The following is a 17,668-nucleotide window of genomic DNA, read 5'->3' on the forward strand; positions in this document are numbered from 1 at the left end:
CAGGGGGGACCCTGTGGGAGAGTAGGACGCCGCCGAACAATCATTGCGAAGAGCCCCGTGCCGGGGATACCGGTACGGGGCTTTTCTGCGTTCACGGGACGTTCAAGTCACCCCTGTGCCCCTGCCTGCTGTTGCTGCGGGTAGGGTCAGGGGGAAATCGTTGGCACGTTCCCACAGGAGGCCCCCGGGTGGAGGTCCAGGAGACTCGCGTTCAGACCGACCGAGTCCTCACCATCCCCAACATTCTGAGCATGGCTCGTCTTGTTGGTGTGCCCTTGTTCCTGTGGCTGATCCTCCGCCCGGTGTTCGGTGGGCCCAATAGCGACTGGTGGGCGCTGCTGGTGCTGATGCTCAGCGGCGTCAGCGACTACCTGGACGGCAAGCTCGCGCGCAAATGGAATCAGATCAGCCGTCTGGGGCGGCTGCTCGACCCCGCTGCTGACCGGCTCTACATTCTGTCCACCCTGATCGGGCTGACGTGGCGCGAAATCCTGCCCTGGTGGATCACCGCCGCCCTCCTGGCCCGGGAGCTCATGCTGCTGGTGATGGTGGGCATCCTCCGGCGCCACGGCTATCCGCCGCCGCAGGTGAACTTCCTGGGCAAGGCGGCCACGTTCAATCTGATGTACGCCTTCCCGTTGCTGCTGCTCAGCGTCCAGGACGGGTGGCCCGGGACTTTCGGTGCTATTTTCGGATGGGCGTTCGCCGGATGGGGTACAACCCTGTATTGGTGGGCAGGGATTCTCTATGTGGTTCAGGTTCGCCGGCTGGTCAGGGCGGACGCCACAGCCGATTGAGTCCGCCGAAGTGGCGCAGTGCGGCGCCGGCTCTTCGTGGTCCTGACGACTGCGGGAGGGTCCCGGCGGACGAGGTCGGTCAGATCGTTTCTTCAAAGGAGGACGCTTCCGACATGAAGGCCGTCGTGATGGCCGGTGGTGAAGGCACACGCCTTCGCCCCATGACCTCGAGCATGCCCAAGCCGCTTCTGCCGGTCGCCAACCGACCGATCATGGAGCACGTGCTGCGGCTGCTCAAGCGGCATGGGCTCAATGAGACCGTCGTAACCGTTCAGTTTCTGGCCTCGCTCGTCAAGAACTACTTCGGCGACGGGGAAGAGCTCGGAATGGAGCTCACCTATGCCAACGAGGAGAAGCCACTCGGCACTGCGGGCAGCGTGAAGAACGCCGAGGAAGCGCTGAAGGACGACGCGTTCCTCGTGATTTCCGGTGACGCCCTCACCGACTTCGACCTGACCGACCTCATCCGTTTTCACAAGGAGAAGGGCGCGCTGGTAACGGTGTGCCTGACCCGGGTGCCAAATCCGCTTGAATTCGGTATCACCATCGTGGATGACGAAGGGAAGGTCGAGCGTTTCCTGGAGAAGCCGACCTGGGGTCAGGTCTTCTCCGACACCGTGAACACGGGCATCTACGTGATGGAGCCCGAGGTCTTCGACTACGTGGACGCCGACGTGTCGGTGGACTGGTCCGGTGACGTCTTCCCGCAGCTCATGAAGGAAGGCAAGCCGGTCTACGGCTACGTGGCCGAAGGCTACTGGGAAGACGTCGGCACGCACGAGAGCTACGTGAAGGCCCAGGCGGACGTCCTGGAGGGCAAGGTCGACGTCGAACTCGACGGGTTCGAGATCGCGCCCGGTGTGTGGGTCGCCGAGGGTGCGGAAGTGCACCCCGACGCCGTGCTCCGAGGACCGCTGTACATCGGTGACTACGCCAAGGTCGAGGCCGGGGCGGAGATCCGGGAGCACAGCGTCATCGGATCGAACGTGGTCGTGAAGAGCGGGGCATTCCTGCACAAGGCCGTCGTGCACGACAACGTGTACATCGGCCAGCACAGCAACCTGCGCGGATGCGTCATCGGCAAGAACACCGACATCATGCGGGCCGCCCGCATCGAGGACGGTGCGGTCATCGGAGACGAGTGCCTCGTCGGCGAAGAATCGATCATTCAGGGCAATGTGCGGGTCTACCCGTTCAAGACGATCGAGGCCGGCGCCTTCGTCAACACGTCGGTGATCTGGGAGTCCCGGGGGCAGGCGCACCTTTTCGGAGCGCGCGGTGTGTCCGGAATCCTGAACGTGGAGATCACGCCCGAGCTGGCGGTACGGCTGGCGGGAGCGTACGCGACCACCCTGAAGAAGGGGTCCACGGTTACCACCGCCCGGGACCACTCCCGCGGTGCCCGTGCCCTGAAGCGGGCGGTGATCTCCGCACTCCAGGCCAGTGCCATCGACGTACGCGACCTGGAGAACGTACCGCTGCCGGTGGCCCGGCAGCAGACGGCTCGGGGAAGTGCCGGCGGCATCATGATCCGGACGACGCCCGGTGTGCCGGACTCGGTCGACATCATGTTCTTCGACGAGCGCGGTGCCGACCTCTCGCAGGGCGGCCAGCGGAAGCTGGACCGCGTGTTCGCGCGCCAGGAGTACCGGCGGGCGTTCCCCGGGGAGATCGGGGACCTGCACTTCCCGGCGAGCGTCTTCGACTCGTACACCGGATCCCTGCTCCGGAACCTGGATGCGACCGGCATCGCGGAATCGGGCCTGAAGGTCGTCGTCGACGCGTCGAACGGCAGCGCGGGGCTCGTGCTCCCTAGCCTGCTCGGCCGGCTCGGGGTGGACTCCCTGACGATCAATCCGGGGCTCGACGAAGCACGGCCCACGGAGACGGCCGACTCGCGGCGGGCAGGGCTGGTGCGGCTCGGTGAGATCGTCGCGTCGGCGCGGGCCGACTTCGGCGTGCGGTTCGACCCGGTGGGCGAGCGTCTCTCGCTGGTCGACGAGCGAGGACGGATCATCGAGGACGACCGAGCGTTGCTGGTCATGCTCGACCTGGTGGCCGCCGAACGGCGCAGCGGCCGGGTGGCGCTTCCGGTGACGACGACGCGGGTCGCCGAGCAGGTGGCGGCGTACCACGGGACCCAGGTCGAGTGGACGACCACGTCGCCCGACGACCTGACGCGGGTCGGCCGCGAGGACACCACCATCTTCGGTGGAGACGGACGTGGCGGATTCATCGTGCCGGAGTTCAGCAGCGTCTTCGACGGCGCTGCGGCCTTCGTACGGTTGATCGGACTGGTGGCCCGGACGCAGCTGACGCTGAGCCAGATCGACGCGCGCATACCGCGGGCGCACGTGCTGCGACGCGACCTCGCCACTCCGTGGGCGGTCAAGGGGCTCGTGATGCGCCGCGTGGTCGAGGCGGCCGGGGACCGCTCGGTCGACACCACCGACGGTGTGCGCGTGGTCGAGGCCGACGGGCGTTGGGTAATGGTCCTGCCCGACCCGGCGGAGGCCGTCACGCACCTGTGGGCCGAGGGTCCGGACGACGAGTCCGCCCAGGCGCTCCTCGACGAGTGGTCGGCGATCGTCGACGGCGCAGGTCACTGAGGTCGGGCCGGCGTGCCGGAAGTCTCCTGATCGAGGCTTCCGGTACGCCGGTGGGGCCATTGGGTGGTAGCGGCTGCGACGTGCGACGATGTGCGGCATGTCGCAGCCGCCCCCCGTTCGGAGCACCTCCTCGCCACCCCGGCGTCCCGATGCGTCCATGTCGCTGCTGACGAACGTGATGGAGCACAGCCTCGACGAGGGCTACGCCGAGGCGGCGGCCCGTCAGAAGGCCGATGGCACCGCCGGAATGCCCCGCTCGGTGCGGACGAAACTCGCCCTGGCGGCGGGGCTCGTGGTCGCTGCCGCCGTCGTCACACTCGGGGCGGCGAACGCGCGGATAGCGGCGCCCGTCGTGGCGAAGGAGCGCGAAGGTCTCGTCGAGCGGGTCGAGGCGGAGACCGCGGGGGCGGACAAGCTGGAGAAGGACGTCGAGGTACTGCGTACCGACGTGGGGGAGCGCCAGCGCAAAGCACTTGAGCAGCACGGCGGCGACCAGGGCGGGCTGGTGGCGCTGCTGTCCGGGGCCACTCCCGTGGAGGGGCCGGGGATCAAGCTGGTCGTGGACGACGCGAAGGAGACCGGGTCGGGGGACACGGGGCCGCGCGGGAACAGCGGTTTCTCCGACACTGGCCGGGTGCGGGACCGCGACATGCAGCGGGTCGTCAACGGGCTCTGGCAGTCCGGCGCCGAGGCCGTGTCGATCAACGGGCAGCGCCTGACCATGCTGTCGGCGATCCGGGCGGCGGGCGACGCGATACTGGTCGACAACAAGCCCCTGGTGCCGCCCTACACGGTGCTGGCGGTCGGCGGCAAGAATCTCAACACGGCGTTCAACGACAGTGCCGACGGCCAGTACCTGCACGTACTGCAGGAGAGCTACGGAATCCGCACCAGCATGTCCGGCCAGGACGTGGTGCACCTGCCGGCCGCGCCGAGTCTGATCGTACGGGTCGCGCAGCCGCAGACTCCGGACGCGCCGAAGGGCGCGGACGGCACGGGGAAGACAGAGAAGACGGAGAAGGGCACATCGTGATCGCCGTACTGGGCCTCGTCGTGGGAGTCGTGGTCGGATTGCTGGTCCGGCCCGAAGTGCCGGCGGTGGTCGAGCCCTATCTGCCGATCGCCGTAGTCGCCGCGCTGGACGCGGTCTTCGGCGGTCTGCGGGCCATGCTCGACGGGATCTTCGTGGACAAGGTCTTCGTCGTCTCCTTCCTGTCCAACGTGGTCGTGGCCGCCCTGATCGTCTTCCTCGGTGACAAGCTGGGCGTCGGCGCGCAGCTGTCGACCGGTGTGGTGGTCGTCCTCGGCATCCGCATCTTCTCCAACGCTGCCGCCATCCGGCGGCACGTCTTCCGGGCGTGACGCCGATGAGCGCGGAGGAGAAGGACGAGCAGCGGGAAGCGGCGCACCACACGCACAAGGAGACGACGGGCCGGCAGCGACTGTTGGCGGGGCTGTGGCCGCCGCGCATCAGCCGGGCTCAACTGATCGTCGCCCTGCTGCTCTTCGGGCTCGGGCTCGGCCTTGCCATCCAGGTCAATTCGACCAGCGACAAGGGCGCCCTGCGCGGAGCGCGGCAGGAGGACCTGGTACGGATCCTGGACGAGCTGGACGACCGGACGCAGCGGCTGGAGGAGGAGAAGCAGCGGCTGGTGGCTCAGCGGAGCGAACTGGAGAGCAGCTCCGACCAGGCCGAAGAGGCACGCAAGCAGACGCTGGAGAAGGAGCGTCAGCTCGGGGTGCTCGCCGGCACCGTGGGCGCGCAGGGGCCGGGCATCACGCTGACCATCAACGACCCGCAGGGTGCGGTCGAGGCGGACCGGCTGCTCGACACCATCCAGGAACTGCGGGCGGCCGGTGCGGAAGCGATCCAGATCAACGACGTACGTGTCGTGGCCAATACCTATTTCTCCGAAGTGGACGGCGGCATCCAGATCGACGGGAAGAAGATCGCCGCGCCGTACAGCTTCAAAGTGATCGGGAAGCCGCAGGACCTGGAGCCCGCCCTGAACATTCCCGGCGGGGTGGTGCAGACGCTGGAGAAGGAGCAGGCCACGGCTGTGGTGCAGCGACTTGAGAAGATCGTCGTGAATGCCTTGCGACCGGCGAAGCGGCCTGACTACGCTCGGTCGTCATCCCAGTGACGCGGGGGCGAGTGAGCGCAGCCCGACACGGGCATGAGGTTGCGGGGGGTCGACGCATCAAGGACACGGTGCGTGGTGGAAACTGTCTGAAGGCTCCGGACGTTGTACAAGTGTCCACGTCAGCAGGTTGTCGGTAGATGCAGGGTTTGTTGATGCAGGGTTCGTCCTGCCCCACGGGCGGGTCTGTTTCGGTCAAGGGGAATCGCCCGTGAAGTTGTTTGCGAAATTGTTCGGCAAGAGTGCACGTGACGACAGCGGCTCCCACACCGCGCGTCACCGTGCCCCGCGCCCGGGAGAGGCCGAGGAGCAGAGCGGAGAGCGTCCGCTCTTCCGGGACGAGGTCGGCGGTACCGGCGCGTCGTCTGTTGACCCGGCCGGTCCCGGCCGCATAGGTTCCGGAGAACCATCAACCTCAGGTAGGGGTGGAGAGTTTCCTCCCGACCCGTACGCAACCAGCGCCCACCACGCGGGGCAGCCGCGGCAGGAGGATCCGTCCATGTCGGCCTTGCCGGTTTGTACGAGGTGCGGTCACCGCAATGCCGAGGCCAGCCGTTTCTGCTCCAACTGCGGAGCGCCGCTGCGGGGCGGGGTTGCCGCCGAGCGCCCCTCGGAGACCACGTCGACCATCTCGATCTCGGGGCTGGAGGCGTACGAGGCGGAGAAGACGGGCCAGACCGCTCTCCCGTCGCTGTCGCCCGAGGCCCAGGCGGCGGTCGACGCCCTCCCGCAGGGTGCGGCGCTCCTGGTGGTGCGCCGCGGACCGAACTCGGGGAGCCGCTTCTTGCTGGACGGTGAGCTGACCACGGCCGGCCGCCACCCGCAGAGCGACATCTTCCTCGACGACGTGACCGTCTCCCGACGGCACGTGGAGTTCCGCCGGGGTGCGGACGGCGGGTTCACCGTCTCCGACGTCGGCAGCCTCAACGGCACGTACGTCAACCGGGAGCGCATCGACGCGGTCCGGCTGGCGAACGGCGACGAGGTGCAGATCGGTAAGTACCGGCTGGTCTTCTACGCGAGCCGGCAGGACGTCTGATCCCTTCAGGGAAGGTCCATGCTGCGAATCCCGACAGGCGGTGCCGTACGCGGTACCGCCTCAGCCGGCAGCCGGCTGATGAGCATCGGTTCGGTGCTCAGCCTGCTGCGTGAGGAATTTCCCGAAGTAACGATCTCGAAGATCCGCTTTCTTGAGGCGGAAGGGCTGGTCGAGCCGGAGCGCACGCCGTCGGGGTACCGGAAGTTCAGCCCCACGGACGTGGAGCGGCTTGCCCAGGTACTGCGCATGCAGCGCGACCACTACCTCCCGCTCAAGGTCATCAAGGAACACCTGGACGCGCTGGAGCGCGGCGAGCAGGTCCAGCTGCCGTCCCCGGGCGGACCTCGTGAGCTGCTCGACGGCGCACCCGAGGTGGCCGCCGAGTCGCCGACGGTGGGCCGGATGGGGCGCGAGGAGCTGCTGGCGGCCGCGCAGGTGGCGGCGAGCGACCTCGGCGAGTGGGAGTCGTACGGGCTGATCTCACCGCTGCCGTGCGGCGGCTACGACGCCGAGGCCGTCACCGTTGCCAAGATCGTGGCGGATCTGGGCCGTTTCGGTCTGGAACCGCGTCACCTGCGGGCCATGAAGGCCGCGGCGGACCGCGAGGCGGGACTGATCGACAACATGGTCGCGCCGCTGCGCCGCCACCGCAATCCGCAGACCAGGGCGCACGCCGAAGCGACCACCAAGGAGCTCTCGGGCCTCACCGTACGACTGCATGCGGCGCTAGTACAGACGGCGCTGAGGTCCGGCTCGAACTGAGCCGGAACGGAGTGAACAGGAGCCCGACTACCCAAACCGGTCGGGCACGTCCTAGGGTTGCTGTGTGAACGAGCTCGACGTCGTAGGTGTCAGGGTGGAAATGCCCAACAACCAGCCGATCGTGCTCCTGCGTGAAGTGGGAGGCGATCGGTACCTTCCCATCTGGATCGGACCGGGCGAGGCCACGGCCATCGCCTTCGCCCAACAGGGGCTCGCGCCCGCCAGGCCGCTGACGCACGACCTGTTCAAGGACGTGCTCGAAGCCGTGGGCCAGGAGCTCACCGAGGTGCGGATCACTGATCTGCGGGACGGCGTCTTCTACGCCGAGCTGGTCTTCGCCAGCGGAGTGGAGGTCAGCGCGCGGCCGTCCGACGCGATAGCGCTGGCCCTGCGGACCGGAACGCCGATCTACGGCAGTGACGGTGTGCTGGACGACGCGGGGATCGCGATTCCCGACGAGCAGGAGGACGAGGTGGAGAAGTTCCGCGAGTTCCTCGATCAGATCTCGCCGGAGGACTTCGGTACCAACAGCCAGTGAGCTCGCAGCCCGGTCGGGTCACCCGACCGGGCTCAGTGCTTTCCGGAATCGCTCGTCCGGTCGATCCGGCGGTGCTCGGCGCGGAAGGATGCTTCCGGAGGTTTCAACCGGGCGTTCTCAGGGCATTCAAGTAGCCTTTCCCCGAAGAGAGGCAGGGGAAACCACTCTCAGGGTGATTATCACCCGGCGTGCCGAGTGTGGCGATCGTTGACGCACCCCGGGCGACTGCCTACCGTCGACAAGGCAGGTCAAGGACGGAGGTCGGCGTGAGAATCAGCGGCGACGGTACGGCGACGGGCGGGCCGTATCCGCTCGGCAGTTCGGCCGACCCCACAGCAAGTCAGCACCCCGTCACGGCGTCTCGTGCGGCCGAAGCGGCCGATACGGTCGGCTACCGGGGGCCCACCGCGTGCGCGGCTGCGGGCATCACCTACCGCCAACTGGACTACTGGGCGCGCACCGGGCTCGTCGAGCCGAGCGTGCGGCCCGCATACGGGTCTGGGACCCAGCGGCTCTACAGCTTCCGCGACGTGGTCGTGCTCAAGATCGTCAAGCGGTTCCTGGACACCGGGGTCGCACTGCAGAACATCCGGGCCGCGGTGCAGCACCTCCGGGCGCGGGGGTTCCAGGACCTGGAGCGGATGACGCTCATGAGCGACGGGGCGACGGTCTACGAGTGCCTGTCGCCGGACGAGGTCGTCAAGCTGCTCCAGGGTGGTCAGGGAATCTTCGGGATCGCCGTGGGCGTGGTGTGGCGGGACGTCGAGACGGCGTTGTCGCAACTGCACGGTGAGCGGGTCGACACCGGCGAGACGCTGATCGGCAACAACCCGGGGGACGAGCTGGCCCGGCGGCGCAACAAGGCCGGATGAGACCGGTGGCGGCTGCTCGGCCGGGGCGCCGGGCGGCCCGTGCGAGGGCTGGACAGGGCAACCTACCCGGCCGGCCTGTGGCCGCGGTTGCCGGAGTGGGCGGCCGTTCCGGGCGATTGTCAGTGCCGTAGGGCAGCATCGTCGGTGTGAGAAGTGTGCCGACCGTTCTGCATCTCGACATGGATGCCTTCTACGCCGCGGCGGAGCAGGCGGCGAAGCCCAGCCTGCGCGGGAAGCCGGTCGTGGTGGGCGGTCTCGGGCCTCGCGGAGTGGTCGCCACCGCCTCGTACGAGGCGAGGCGCTTCGGGGTGCACTCGGCGATGCCGATGGCGCAGGCGCGGAGGCTGGCGCCCAACGCGGCCTATCTGATGCCGCGCTTCGCCCTGTACCGGGCCGTCAGCGACCAGGTCATGGAACTGCTGGGACGACTGTCCCCGCTGGTCGAGCCGCTGAGTCTGGATGAGGCCTTCGTGGACCTGGAGGCGGGCGGGTCGGCAGACGACGCGGCGTCTGCGCGCGCCGTGGGGGAACGCCTTCGCAAGGACATTCGCGCGGTCACGGGACTGAGCGCGTCGGTCGGGCTCGCCGGTTCCAAGATGCTGGCGAAGATCGCTTCCGAGCGTGCGAAACCGGACGGGCTGGTCCTCATCGAGCCGGGCACGGAGAGAGAACTGCTGGCGCCCGAGCCCGTACGGATTCTGCCGGGGGTCGGGCCGGCCACCGCGGACCATCTGCGGCGGGCCGGGATGACGACAGTGGCGGACCTGGCGTCGGCCGGAGAGGACGAGCTGGTACGGCTGCTGGGGAAGGCGCACGGCGTGTCGCTGTACCGGATGGCGCGAGGGATCGACGACCGGCCGGTGGTGGCGGAGCGGGACGCGAAATCGGTGTCGGTCGAGGACACCTTCGACGTGGACCTGCACGACCGGGTGCGGGTGCGGAGCGAGGTGGAGCGCCTGGCCGAGCGGTGCGTGCAGCGGCTGCGGGAGGCGGGCCGGTCGGGGCGGACCGTGGTGCTCAAAGTGCGGCGGTTCGACTTCTCGACGCTGACGCGGTCGGAGACCCTGCGGGGGCCCACGGACGACCCCGGGGTGGTACGGGAGGCCGCGGCGCGGCTCCTGGAGGGCGTGGACACCACGGGCGGGGTGCGGCTGCTGGGGGTCGGCGTGACAGGACTGGCGGACTTCACCCAGGAGGACCTCTTCGCGCAGGCGGCGCGCGAGGCGGCGGACGGTGAGCGGGCGACGGAGACAGAGACGCGGACGGGGCGGTCGGTGGGGGCCGTACGGGGGGTGGAGGGGGAACCGGGGAACGATGCCGAAGGGGAGCCCTCGCGGGAAGGAACGTGGGGTCCCGTGGGACCGGAGGGTGCGGAGCGGGAGGAAGCGGCGGGCACCCGGGGGCGTTCCGGCGGGGACGGGGCGGGCCCTGGTCCCCCTGTGCCGGTGGCCGCTCGGAGGGATGCGGCCCAGGAGGAGGTGCCCGAGCGCCGGTGGTATGCGGGGCAGGACGTGCGGCACGCGGTGTACGGGGCGGGTTGGGTGCAGGGGAGCGGAGTGGGGCGGGTGACGGTGCGGTTCGAGGAACCGGGGTCGGTGGGGCCGGGGCGGGTGCGGACCTTTCGGGTGGACGATGTGGAGTTGGAGGTGGGGGAGCCGTTGCCGTTGGTCGGGGAAGAGGGGTGAGGGGGCTCCGCGGGGGCTCCGGGGACGAGCGGCCGGTGCGACGAGGGTGGGTGGTGGCGCGCGGGGGTGGGGCGGAACGTTCTGGGTGGGGCCGCCCCCTTGCCCGCCCGTTCCGCCCCTGGGGGCGGCCCCGTTGCCCACGGCGGCTCCTGTGGGGCGGCGGGTTGTCGGCCAGGGGTCAGGGGGTTTCGTTGGCCAGGGTGCCGAAGTCCTGGTCGGGGGGCGCGGGAGCGGCGCTCGTGTGCAGGCCGTAGTGGCGGTAGAGCTGAAGCTCCTGTTCGGGGGAGAGGTGGCGGCCCACGCCGAAGTCGGGGGCGTCCTTGATCAGGGCCTTGTCGAACGGGACGCGAAGGGTGTTGTCCACCAGGTCGCTCGGTTCCAAGGGCACGAAGGCGTCCCTGCTGAAGAGGCCGGTGCGGACGGCGGCCCACTCCGGGACGCCGGTGGCATCGTCCAGGTAGACCTCGTCCACTGTTCCGATCTTGGCGCCGTTGCGGTCGAGTGCCTTGCGGCCGATCAGGCTGCGCGGATCGATGTCGGTCTGCACGGTCCCTCCAACTGGTCGCCACTCCTGCTCGAACCCCCGTAAAGCACTACGAAAGAGCAGTTTTGAGAGCCTGGCCACTCGAGGGACCGGGAAGAGAGCGCGCTGGTAGGCTGGCGACGGCTGCTGACCCCGTGCGGGAGAGTCCTCCGGTGCGATGCCCGGAGGCGCCGAAGGAGCAACTCCTCCCCGGAATCTCTCAGGCCCCTGTACCGCACGGACGAGGTCACTCTGGAAAGCAGGACGGGTGACGGACACGGCGTATGCCGGTGCGTGATCCGGCCTCACCGACGGTGAAAATCGGGGCGTCGACCGTGACGTTCCGGTGAAGCTCTCAGGTTGAGATGACAGAGGGGGAGGCCGTCCGGGTACCCGTGCCGTGGTACCCCTCGCAGGTCGTGTCAGACCAGGAGGCCTTCCGCAGATGACCGCCAACCGTATTTCGCTCGAAGAGCTCGAACGTGGCATCCCCTTCGAGCAGCGTCACATCGGACCCGACGGCGAGGCGCAGGCCAAGATGCTTGCGCAGGTCGGCTACGGATCGCTGGACGAGCTGACCGACGCCGCGGTGCCGGACGCCATCAAGAACGCCGACGCGCTGGGACTGCCCGGCGCGCGCACCGAAGCCGAGGTACTGGCGGAGCTGCGCACCCTCGCCGACCGGAACCAGGTCCTCGCCCCGATGATCGGGCTCGGGTACTACGGCACCTTCACCCCGCCGGTGATCCTGCGCAACGTCATGGAGAACCCGGCCTGGTACACGGCGTACACGCCCTACCAGCCGGAGATCTCGCAGGGCAGGCTGGAGGCGCTGCTCAACTTCCAGACCATGGTCGCCGACCTGACCGGGCTGCCGACCTCCGGCGCTTCGCTGCTCGACGAGGGCACGGCGGCCGCCGAGGCCATGTCCCTCGCGCGGCGCGTGGGCAAGGTCAAGAACGGTGCGTTCCTGGTGGATGCGGAAACGCTTCCGCAGACCATTGCCGTACTCCGGACCCGGGCCGAGCCGACGGGCGTGGAGGTCGTCGTCGCCGATCTGACGGACGGGATCCCGGCCGAGGTGGCCGAGCGCGGCGTGTTCGGTGTGCTGCTCCAGTACCCGGGCGCTTCCGGGGCCGTCCGCGACATCAAGCCGGTGATCGAGCGGGCGCACGAGCTGGGTGCCGTCGTGACCGTTGCCGCCGACCTGCTCGCGCTCACCCTGCTGACGTCGCCGGGTGAGCTGGGCGCGGACATCGCCGTCGGTACGACACAGCGGTTCGGCGTCCCGATGGGCTTCGGCGGTCCGCACGCGGGGTTCATGGCCGTACGGGAGAAGTTCGCACGCAGCCTGCCGGGCCGGCTCGTGGGCGTGTCCGTGGACGCGGACGGCAACAAGGCGTACCGGCTGGCACTGCAGACCCGTGAGCAGCACATCCGCCGCGAGAAGGCGACGAGCAACATCTGTACGGCACAGGTGCTGCTCGCCGTGATGGCGGGAATGTACGCCGTCTATCACGGTCCGGAAGGGCTCAAGGGGATCGCGCGCCGGACGCACCGCTACGCGTCGATCCTGGCTGCGGGTCTGCGCGCGGGCGGCGTGGACGTCGTGCACGGACAGTTCTTCGACACGCTGACCGTACGGGTGCCCGGCCGGGCCGCCGACGTGGTGGCCGCCGCGCGCGACCACGGCGTGAACGTACGGCTCGTGGACCAGGACCTGGTGTCCGTGGCATGCGACGAGACCACCGCACGCGCTCAAGTGGCGGCGGTCTGGGCCGCGTTCGGTGTCGAAGGGGACATCGAGGCGCTGGACGGCACCGTCGGCGAGGCGCTGCCCGAGGGCCTGCTGCGGACCGACGAGTTCATGGCCCACCCGGTCTTCCACCAGCACCGCTCCGAGACGGCCATGCTGCGCTACCTGCGCAAGCTCGCCGACCGCGACTACGCGCTGGACCGGGGCATGATCCCGCTCGGTTCCTGCACCATGAAGCTGAACGCGACGACCGAGATGGAGCCGGTGACCTGGCCCGAGTTCGGGCAGATGCACCCCTTCGCGCCGGTCGAGCAGGCCGCCGGCTACCTGACCCTCATCCGCGAGCTGGAGGAGCGTCTGGCGGAGGTCACCGGCTATGACGCGGTGTCCATCCAGCCCAACGCCGGATCGCAGGGTGAGCTCGCCGGGCTGCTGGCGGTACGGGCGTACCACCGCGCCAACGGTGACGAGCAGCGCACCGTCTGCCTGATCCCGTCCTCCGCGCACGGCACGAACGCGGCGAGCGCGGTCATGGCCGGGATGAAGGTCGTCGTGGTGAAGACCGCCGACGACGGCGAGGTCGACGTCGAGGACCTGCGGGCGAAGATCGAGCAGTACCGGGACGAGCTGTCGGTCCTGATGATCACCTACCCGTCCACGCACGGCGTCTTCGAGGAGCACGTCGCCGACATCTGCGCGACCGTGCACGAGGCCGGCGGCCAGGTGTACGTCGACGGCGCCAACCTCAACGCGCTGGTGGGCCTCGCCAAGCCCGGCAAGTTCGGCGGCGACGTCAGCCACCTGAACCTGCACAAGACCTTCTGCATCCCGCACGGCGGCGGCGGTCCGGGCGTCGGCCCGGTCGGCGTGCGCGCGCACCTCGCCCCGTACCTGCCCAACCACCCGCTCCAGCCGACGGCCGGGCCCGAGACCGGCGTCGGACCGATCTCGGCGGCGCCGTGGGGCTCGGCGGGCATCCTGCCGATCTCCTGGGCCTACGTACGGCTCATGGGCGGCGAGGGCCTGAAGCGGGCGACGCAGGTCGCGGTGCTGGCCGCGAACTACATCGCCAAGCGCCTGGAGCCGCACTACCCGGTGCTCTACACGGGCCCCCACGGCCTGGTCGCGCACGAGTGCATCGTGGACCTGCGGCCGCTGGCCAAGGCGACGGGCGTCAGCGTCGACGACATCGCGAAGCGGCTCATCGACTACGGCTTCCACGCGCCCACCATGTCGTTCCCGGTCGCCGGCACGCTGATGATCGAACCGACGGAGAGCGAGAACCTGGCCGAGCTGGACCGGTTCTGCGACACGATGATCGCGATCCGCGGGGAGATCGAGAAGGTGGCGGGCGGCGAGTGGCCCGCGGAGGACAACCCGCTGCGGAACGCACCGCACACGGCCGCCGCACTGGGCGGCGAGTGGACGCATGCGTACACCCGTGAGGAAGCGGTCTTCCCGGCCGGGGTCTCGGCGGCCGACAAGTACTGGCCGCCGGTGCGCCGGATCGACGGTGCCTTCGGCGACCGCAACCTGGTCTGCTCGTGCCCGCCGATGGACGAGTACGACAGCTGACGGTCGGCATGCGTGGGGGCCGGTTCGGAGTGGAAGCTCCGGGCCGGCCCCTTGTCGTACGTAGGGTGTCGTGCGGTGCGTGTGCGAAGTGGTGCTCCTACGCGGCCTGGGCCACGTCGAGCGGGCGGTGCGGGGCGATGATCTGCCCGTTGGGGAGCAGTTCGCCGGTGTCCTCGAAGAGGAGGACGCCGTTGCACAGCAGGCTCCAGCCCTGCTCCGGGTGGTGCGCCATCGGATGGGCGGCCTCCCGGTCGGCGGATTCGGCGGACGGGCAGGGTGGTTGGTGCTGGCACATGGCAGGGTTCTTTCGCTGCGTGGTGGTGAATGTGGTCCTGCGGCTTGAATCGGTGTTCACGGCCGCCCCCGTATCAGTTGGTCCGGTCCCAGTGTTGCCCCACGGGCGTCTTTCCGCAGGGATTTCACGGCAGCACTTCTCATTGGTTGAGGACGCGTCACCCGTGCGAGCGGTTCAGCTCAACTGCCCCCTCTCTTCGGGTGGTTCGAGGTGACCCAGGGGGACTAGTCCGGATGGGTCAGGTGGCACGGCGGCGCCCCGCGGCCGGGTGGACGGAAGCGGGGCGCCGGGAACCTGTGCCGGGTGTGTCAGGCGGGCTGGCCGAGGAGCGGAGCCGCGGGGGCCGGACGGACCCGCAGGGTCAGTACGGGCAACAGGTCGGCGACCGTGCAGGGTCGGTGCGCGGCGATGCCGGGCGGTGCCGGGGCAAGTGGGATCAGGACGTCCGAGGGGGCGGGCCCGTCGGTGTCGGTGTCGGACGTGGGGTCGCCGTGAAGCCACAGCGTCAGCATGTACAGGGCGGGGATGGACAGCAGGCGGGGCTGGTAGCCGGCCGTCATGGTCTCGGCCTGGCGCAGCGCACGTTCGGTGGAGCTCAGATAGGGGCCCTCGAAGAAATGGGAGAAGGTCCAGCCGTCAGGGGTGAGCACGGTGTCGGCGGCGGCAACCGCGAGGTCACCGCTGCGGATCAGGAAGCGCCAGCCGGTCAGGCGGGTGCGCGGCGGCCGGTCACCGGTGGCGATCTGGTCCCACACGTGGACGGGCAGTGGGAGTTCGGGGGTCAGGGGACCCGACAGGGAACGGAGGGCCGGGGTGCGGGCGTCGCGCACGGCGGTGGGGGAGCCGAGTGCTGCGAGGACGCTGCGCAGGGCAGGCGCGGGAGCCGGGGGTACGTGCAGCGGCATGATGGGTCGCCTCTCGCTCGGGGAGACACGGTGATGCATGGGCGGTGCGGACGTCGCTGTCAGCGTTGCGGGGCTGGAGGGCCTTGGGCGATGGCCTGGCGTCAACTCTCTGCCTCGTTTTGCGGAGTTTATACGACACGTGTTCACACGGTGTTTCCGCTAGCTGCCGCGGATATTGCCGACAAGGCGGTATTCGGCCCTGTAGGGAAGGGGCGCCGTGAGGGAAATGAGCCGTTTGGGTAGGGAAATCTACGTCCATTCACGGACGTTTTCCGCAAGGCCGGTCGGCTGGAACTCGTCGGCGTTTGTCACCACCCTCGCGAAGGTGGTACCTGCGGTTTGCGGCATGCCCGGGGAATGTGCCCGACGTAATCTGCGTCGAGAGTACTGCGTACCGGGCGCGGGCGGGGCGTTATGGATCTGTCGCCCGGGGCATCATCGACCGTGAACCACAGGACGCAGCGGCCGTTGCCGCGGGCTCCCCCAGGTCTAGGAAGGACGCTCCGATGGGCGAGAAGGTCGTGGCAGACGGATTCGATCTGTCGGACCGGCAGAGGTACCGGCGAAAGCTCCACGAGTGCCTGGAGGGACTTGGGAGGCTCTTGGACGAGAAGAGGTTCGACCGGCCGAAAAACCTCATGGGGCTGGAGATCGAGCTGAATCTCGCCGGGGTCGACGGGATGCCGAAGATGATGAATGCGGAGGTGCTGGAACGCATCGCGAGCCGTGATTTCCAGACCGAGCTGGGGATGTTCAACCTGGAGGTGAACATTGTTCCGCACCGGCTCGGCGGCCGGGTTCTCGACCAATTGGCGGAGGAACTGCGGACGGGGCTCGGCTATGCGCACCGCAAGGCAGCCGAGGTCGATGCGGGAATCGTGATGATCGGCATCCTGCCCACACTCGGGCGGGACGATCTGGTGCACGCGAACCTCTCGGACGTGGACCGTTACGCCCTGCTGAACGATCAGATCGTGGCGGCCCGGGGCGAGCACTTCCAACTGGACATCGAAGGCGTCGAGCGCCTGAACTGCACGTCCGCCTCGATCGCACCGGAATCGGCGTGCACGTCCGTGCAGTTGCACCTTCAGGTGACACCGGGGCGGTTCGCCGACGTGTGGAACGCGGCGCAGGCGATCGCGGGCGTACAGATCGCGGTGGGGGCCAACGCCCCGTTCCTGTTCGGACAGGAACTGTGGCGGGAATCGCGCCCGCCGCTGTTCCTCCAGGCCACCGACACCCGGCCGCCCGAGCTCGTCGCGCAAGGCGTACGGCCGCGTACCTGGTTCGGCGAGAGGTGGGTGGACTCGGCCTACGAACTCTTCGAGGAGAACCTGCGCTACTTCCCCGCGCTGCTGCCGATCTGCGACGAGGAGGAGCCCCTGCGGGTGCTCGACGACGGTGGGGTGCCGTCCCTCCAGGAGCTGGTGCTGCACAACGGGACCGTCTACCGGTGGAACCGTCCGGTGTACGGGGTGGCCGACGGGGTGCCGCACCTGCGGGTGGAGAACCGGGTGCTGCCGGCCGGCCCGACGGTGACCGACGTGATCGCGAACGCCGCCTTCTACTACGGGCTGGTGCGGGCCCTGGCCGAGGACGCCAAACCGGTGTGGCGGCGGATGGCGTTCGAGGACGCGGAGGCGAACTTCGACGCGGCCTGCCGACACGGGATCGACGCGGAGCTGGTGTGGCCGCGGGCAGGGCGCGGTGCGGGGACGCAGAAGGTGGCGGCGGTGAAGCTGGTACGCGACGAGCTGTTGCCGCTGGCGGCGGCGGGGCTGGACGCGTGGGGGGTGGAGGCGGCGGACCGGGACCGGTACCTGGGAGTGATCGAGGAGCGGTGCCGGCGGAAGGTGAACGGGGCTTCCTGGCAGGTGGACACGTACCACCGGGCGGTGGAGGCGGGGCTGGAGCGGGAAGCGGCTCTCGCGGCGATGACGCGGCGGTACGGGGAGCTGATGCGGGAGGGGGAGCCGGTGCATTTGTGGCCGGTGGGGTTTCCGGGGCAGGGGTGAGGCTGCCGCTCGCGGTGAGGGGCCTCGGCGTGCGGGGCGGGGCTTCGGGGCGCTGAAGGGGTTGGGCGTTCGGAGGGGCTCGGCCGTGCGGTGAGGGGCATACGGAGGGGGGTTGGACCGTAGCGTACGGGGGGCGGCGTCCGGCGGGGGCTGCCC

15 protein-coding genes and 1 riboswitch are annotated in these 17,668 nt (G+C 69.3%); of the genes, 12 read left to right on the plus strand and 3 right to left on the minus strand.

Features of this window, described 5'->3' with window-relative positions; all coding sequences use genetic code 11:
* Positions 1-188: 188 nt before the first annotated feature.
* The 10 genes from clsA (at position 189) to HNQ79_RS20710 (ending at position 10,443) form a co-directional block, all read left to right on the plus strand.
* Positions 189-797, plus strand: a complete 609-nt coding sequence (gene clsA, locus HNQ79_RS20665; RefSeq protein ID WP_185033252.1) for a cardiolipin synthase ClsA — start codon at positions 189-191, stop codon at positions 795-797.
* Positions 798-910: 113 nt separating this feature from the next.
* Positions 911-3,406: a mannose-1-phosphate guanyltransferase gene (locus HNQ79_RS20670; protein WP_185033254.1), complete on the plus strand. Its 2,496-nt coding sequence runs from the start codon at positions 911-913 to the stop codon at positions 3,404-3,406.
* 97 nt (positions 3,407-3,503) lie between these two features.
* Entirely contained in the window at positions 3,504-4,439 is a 936-nt protein-coding gene (locus HNQ79_RS20675) for a DUF881 domain-containing protein (RefSeq protein ID WP_185033256.1), read from the plus strand.
* On the plus strand, positions 4,436-4,768 hold the full coding sequence (locus tag HNQ79_RS20680; RefSeq protein WP_003970459.1) for a small basic family protein: 333 nt from the start codon (positions 4,436-4,438) through the stop codon (positions 4,766-4,768). Before HNQ79_RS20675 ends, HNQ79_RS20680 begins: the two co-directional genes overlap by 4 nt.
* A 5-nt stretch (positions 4,769-4,773) precedes the next feature.
* Positions 4,774-5,550 (plus strand): DUF881 domain-containing protein, encoded by a 777-nt coding sequence (locus tag HNQ79_RS20685; RefSeq protein ID WP_185033688.1) that lies wholly within the window; start codon positions 4,774-4,776, stop codon positions 5,548-5,550.
* 127 nt (positions 5,551-5,677) lie between these two features.
* Entirely contained in the window at positions 5,678-6,586 is a 909-nt protein-coding gene (locus HNQ79_RS20690) for a double zinc ribbon and FHA domain-containing protein (RefSeq protein ID WP_185033258.1), read from the plus strand.
* Positions 6,587-6,604: 18 nt separating this feature from the next.
* Entirely contained in the window at positions 6,605-7,348 is a 744-nt protein-coding gene (gene ftsR, locus HNQ79_RS20695; protein ID WP_185033260.1) for a transcriptional regulator FtsR, read from the plus strand.
* Between the two features lie 64 nt (positions 7,349-7,412).
* A complete protein-coding gene (locus HNQ79_RS20700) occupies positions 7,413-7,886 on the plus strand; it encodes a bifunctional nuclease family protein (protein WP_185033262.1) in 474 nt (157 codons plus the stop codon).
* Positions 7,887-8,152: 266 nt separating this feature from the next.
* Positions 8,153-8,758 carry a MerR family transcriptional regulator gene (locus HNQ79_RS20705; protein ID WP_185033264.1) on the plus strand — a complete coding sequence of 202 codons (606 nt, stop codon included), beginning with the start codon at positions 8,153-8,155 and terminating at the stop codon, positions 8,756-8,758.
* A gap of 146 nt (positions 8,759-8,904) precedes the next feature.
* A complete protein-coding gene (locus HNQ79_RS20710) occupies positions 8,905-10,443 on the plus strand; it encodes a DNA polymerase IV (RefSeq protein ID WP_185033267.1) in 1,539 nt (512 codons plus the stop codon).
* Between the two features lie 178 nt (positions 10,444-10,621).
* Here the strand turns inward: HNQ79_RS20710 and HNQ79_RS20715 are convergent, their stop codons facing one another.
* A complete protein-coding gene (locus HNQ79_RS20715) occupies positions 10,622-10,990 on the minus strand; it encodes a PRC-barrel domain-containing protein (protein WP_185033268.1) in 369 nt (122 codons plus the stop codon).
* 124 nt (positions 10,991-11,114) lie between these two features.
* A riboswitch (glycine riboswitch) is annotated at positions 11,115-11,212 on the plus strand.
* Positions 11,213-11,411: 199 nt separating this feature from the next.
* Between HNQ79_RS20715 and gcvP the strand changes: the two genes are divergently transcribed.
* Positions 11,412-14,297 carry an aminomethyl-transferring glycine dehydrogenase gene (gene gcvP, locus HNQ79_RS20720; RefSeq protein WP_185033270.1) on the plus strand — a complete coding sequence of 962 codons (2,886 nt, stop codon included), beginning with the start codon at positions 11,412-11,414 and terminating at the stop codon, positions 14,295-14,297.
* A 97-nt stretch (positions 14,298-14,394) separates the two neighbouring features.
* On the opposite strand, the gene HNQ79_RS20725 is transcribed toward gcvP, so the two are convergent.
* Together HNQ79_RS20725 and HNQ79_RS20730 are read right to left on the minus strand one after the other, a co-directional pair.
* Positions 14,395-14,592: a DUF5999 family protein gene (locus HNQ79_RS20725; RefSeq protein WP_185033272.1), complete on the minus strand. Its 198-nt coding sequence runs from the start codon at positions 14,590-14,592 to the stop codon at positions 14,395-14,397.
* Positions 14,593-14,900: 308 nt separating this feature from the next.
* Entirely contained in the window at positions 14,901-15,497 is a 597-nt protein-coding gene (locus HNQ79_RS20730; protein WP_185033274.1) for a hypothetical protein, read from the minus strand.
* A 506-nt stretch (positions 15,498-16,003) separates the two neighbouring features.
* Here HNQ79_RS20730 and HNQ79_RS20735 point away from each other — a divergent pair.
* Positions 16,004-17,512, plus strand: coding sequence for a glutamate-cysteine ligase family protein (locus HNQ79_RS20735; protein WP_185033276.1), 1,509 nt, complete (start codon positions 16,004-16,006; stop codon positions 17,510-17,512).
* Positions 17,513-17,668 lie beyond the last annotated feature (156 nt).

It is taken from the genome of Streptomyces candidus, from assembly GCF_014207445.1.
Lineage (GTDB): Bacteria > Actinomycetota > Actinomycetes > Streptomycetales > Streptomycetaceae > Streptomyces > Streptomyces candidus.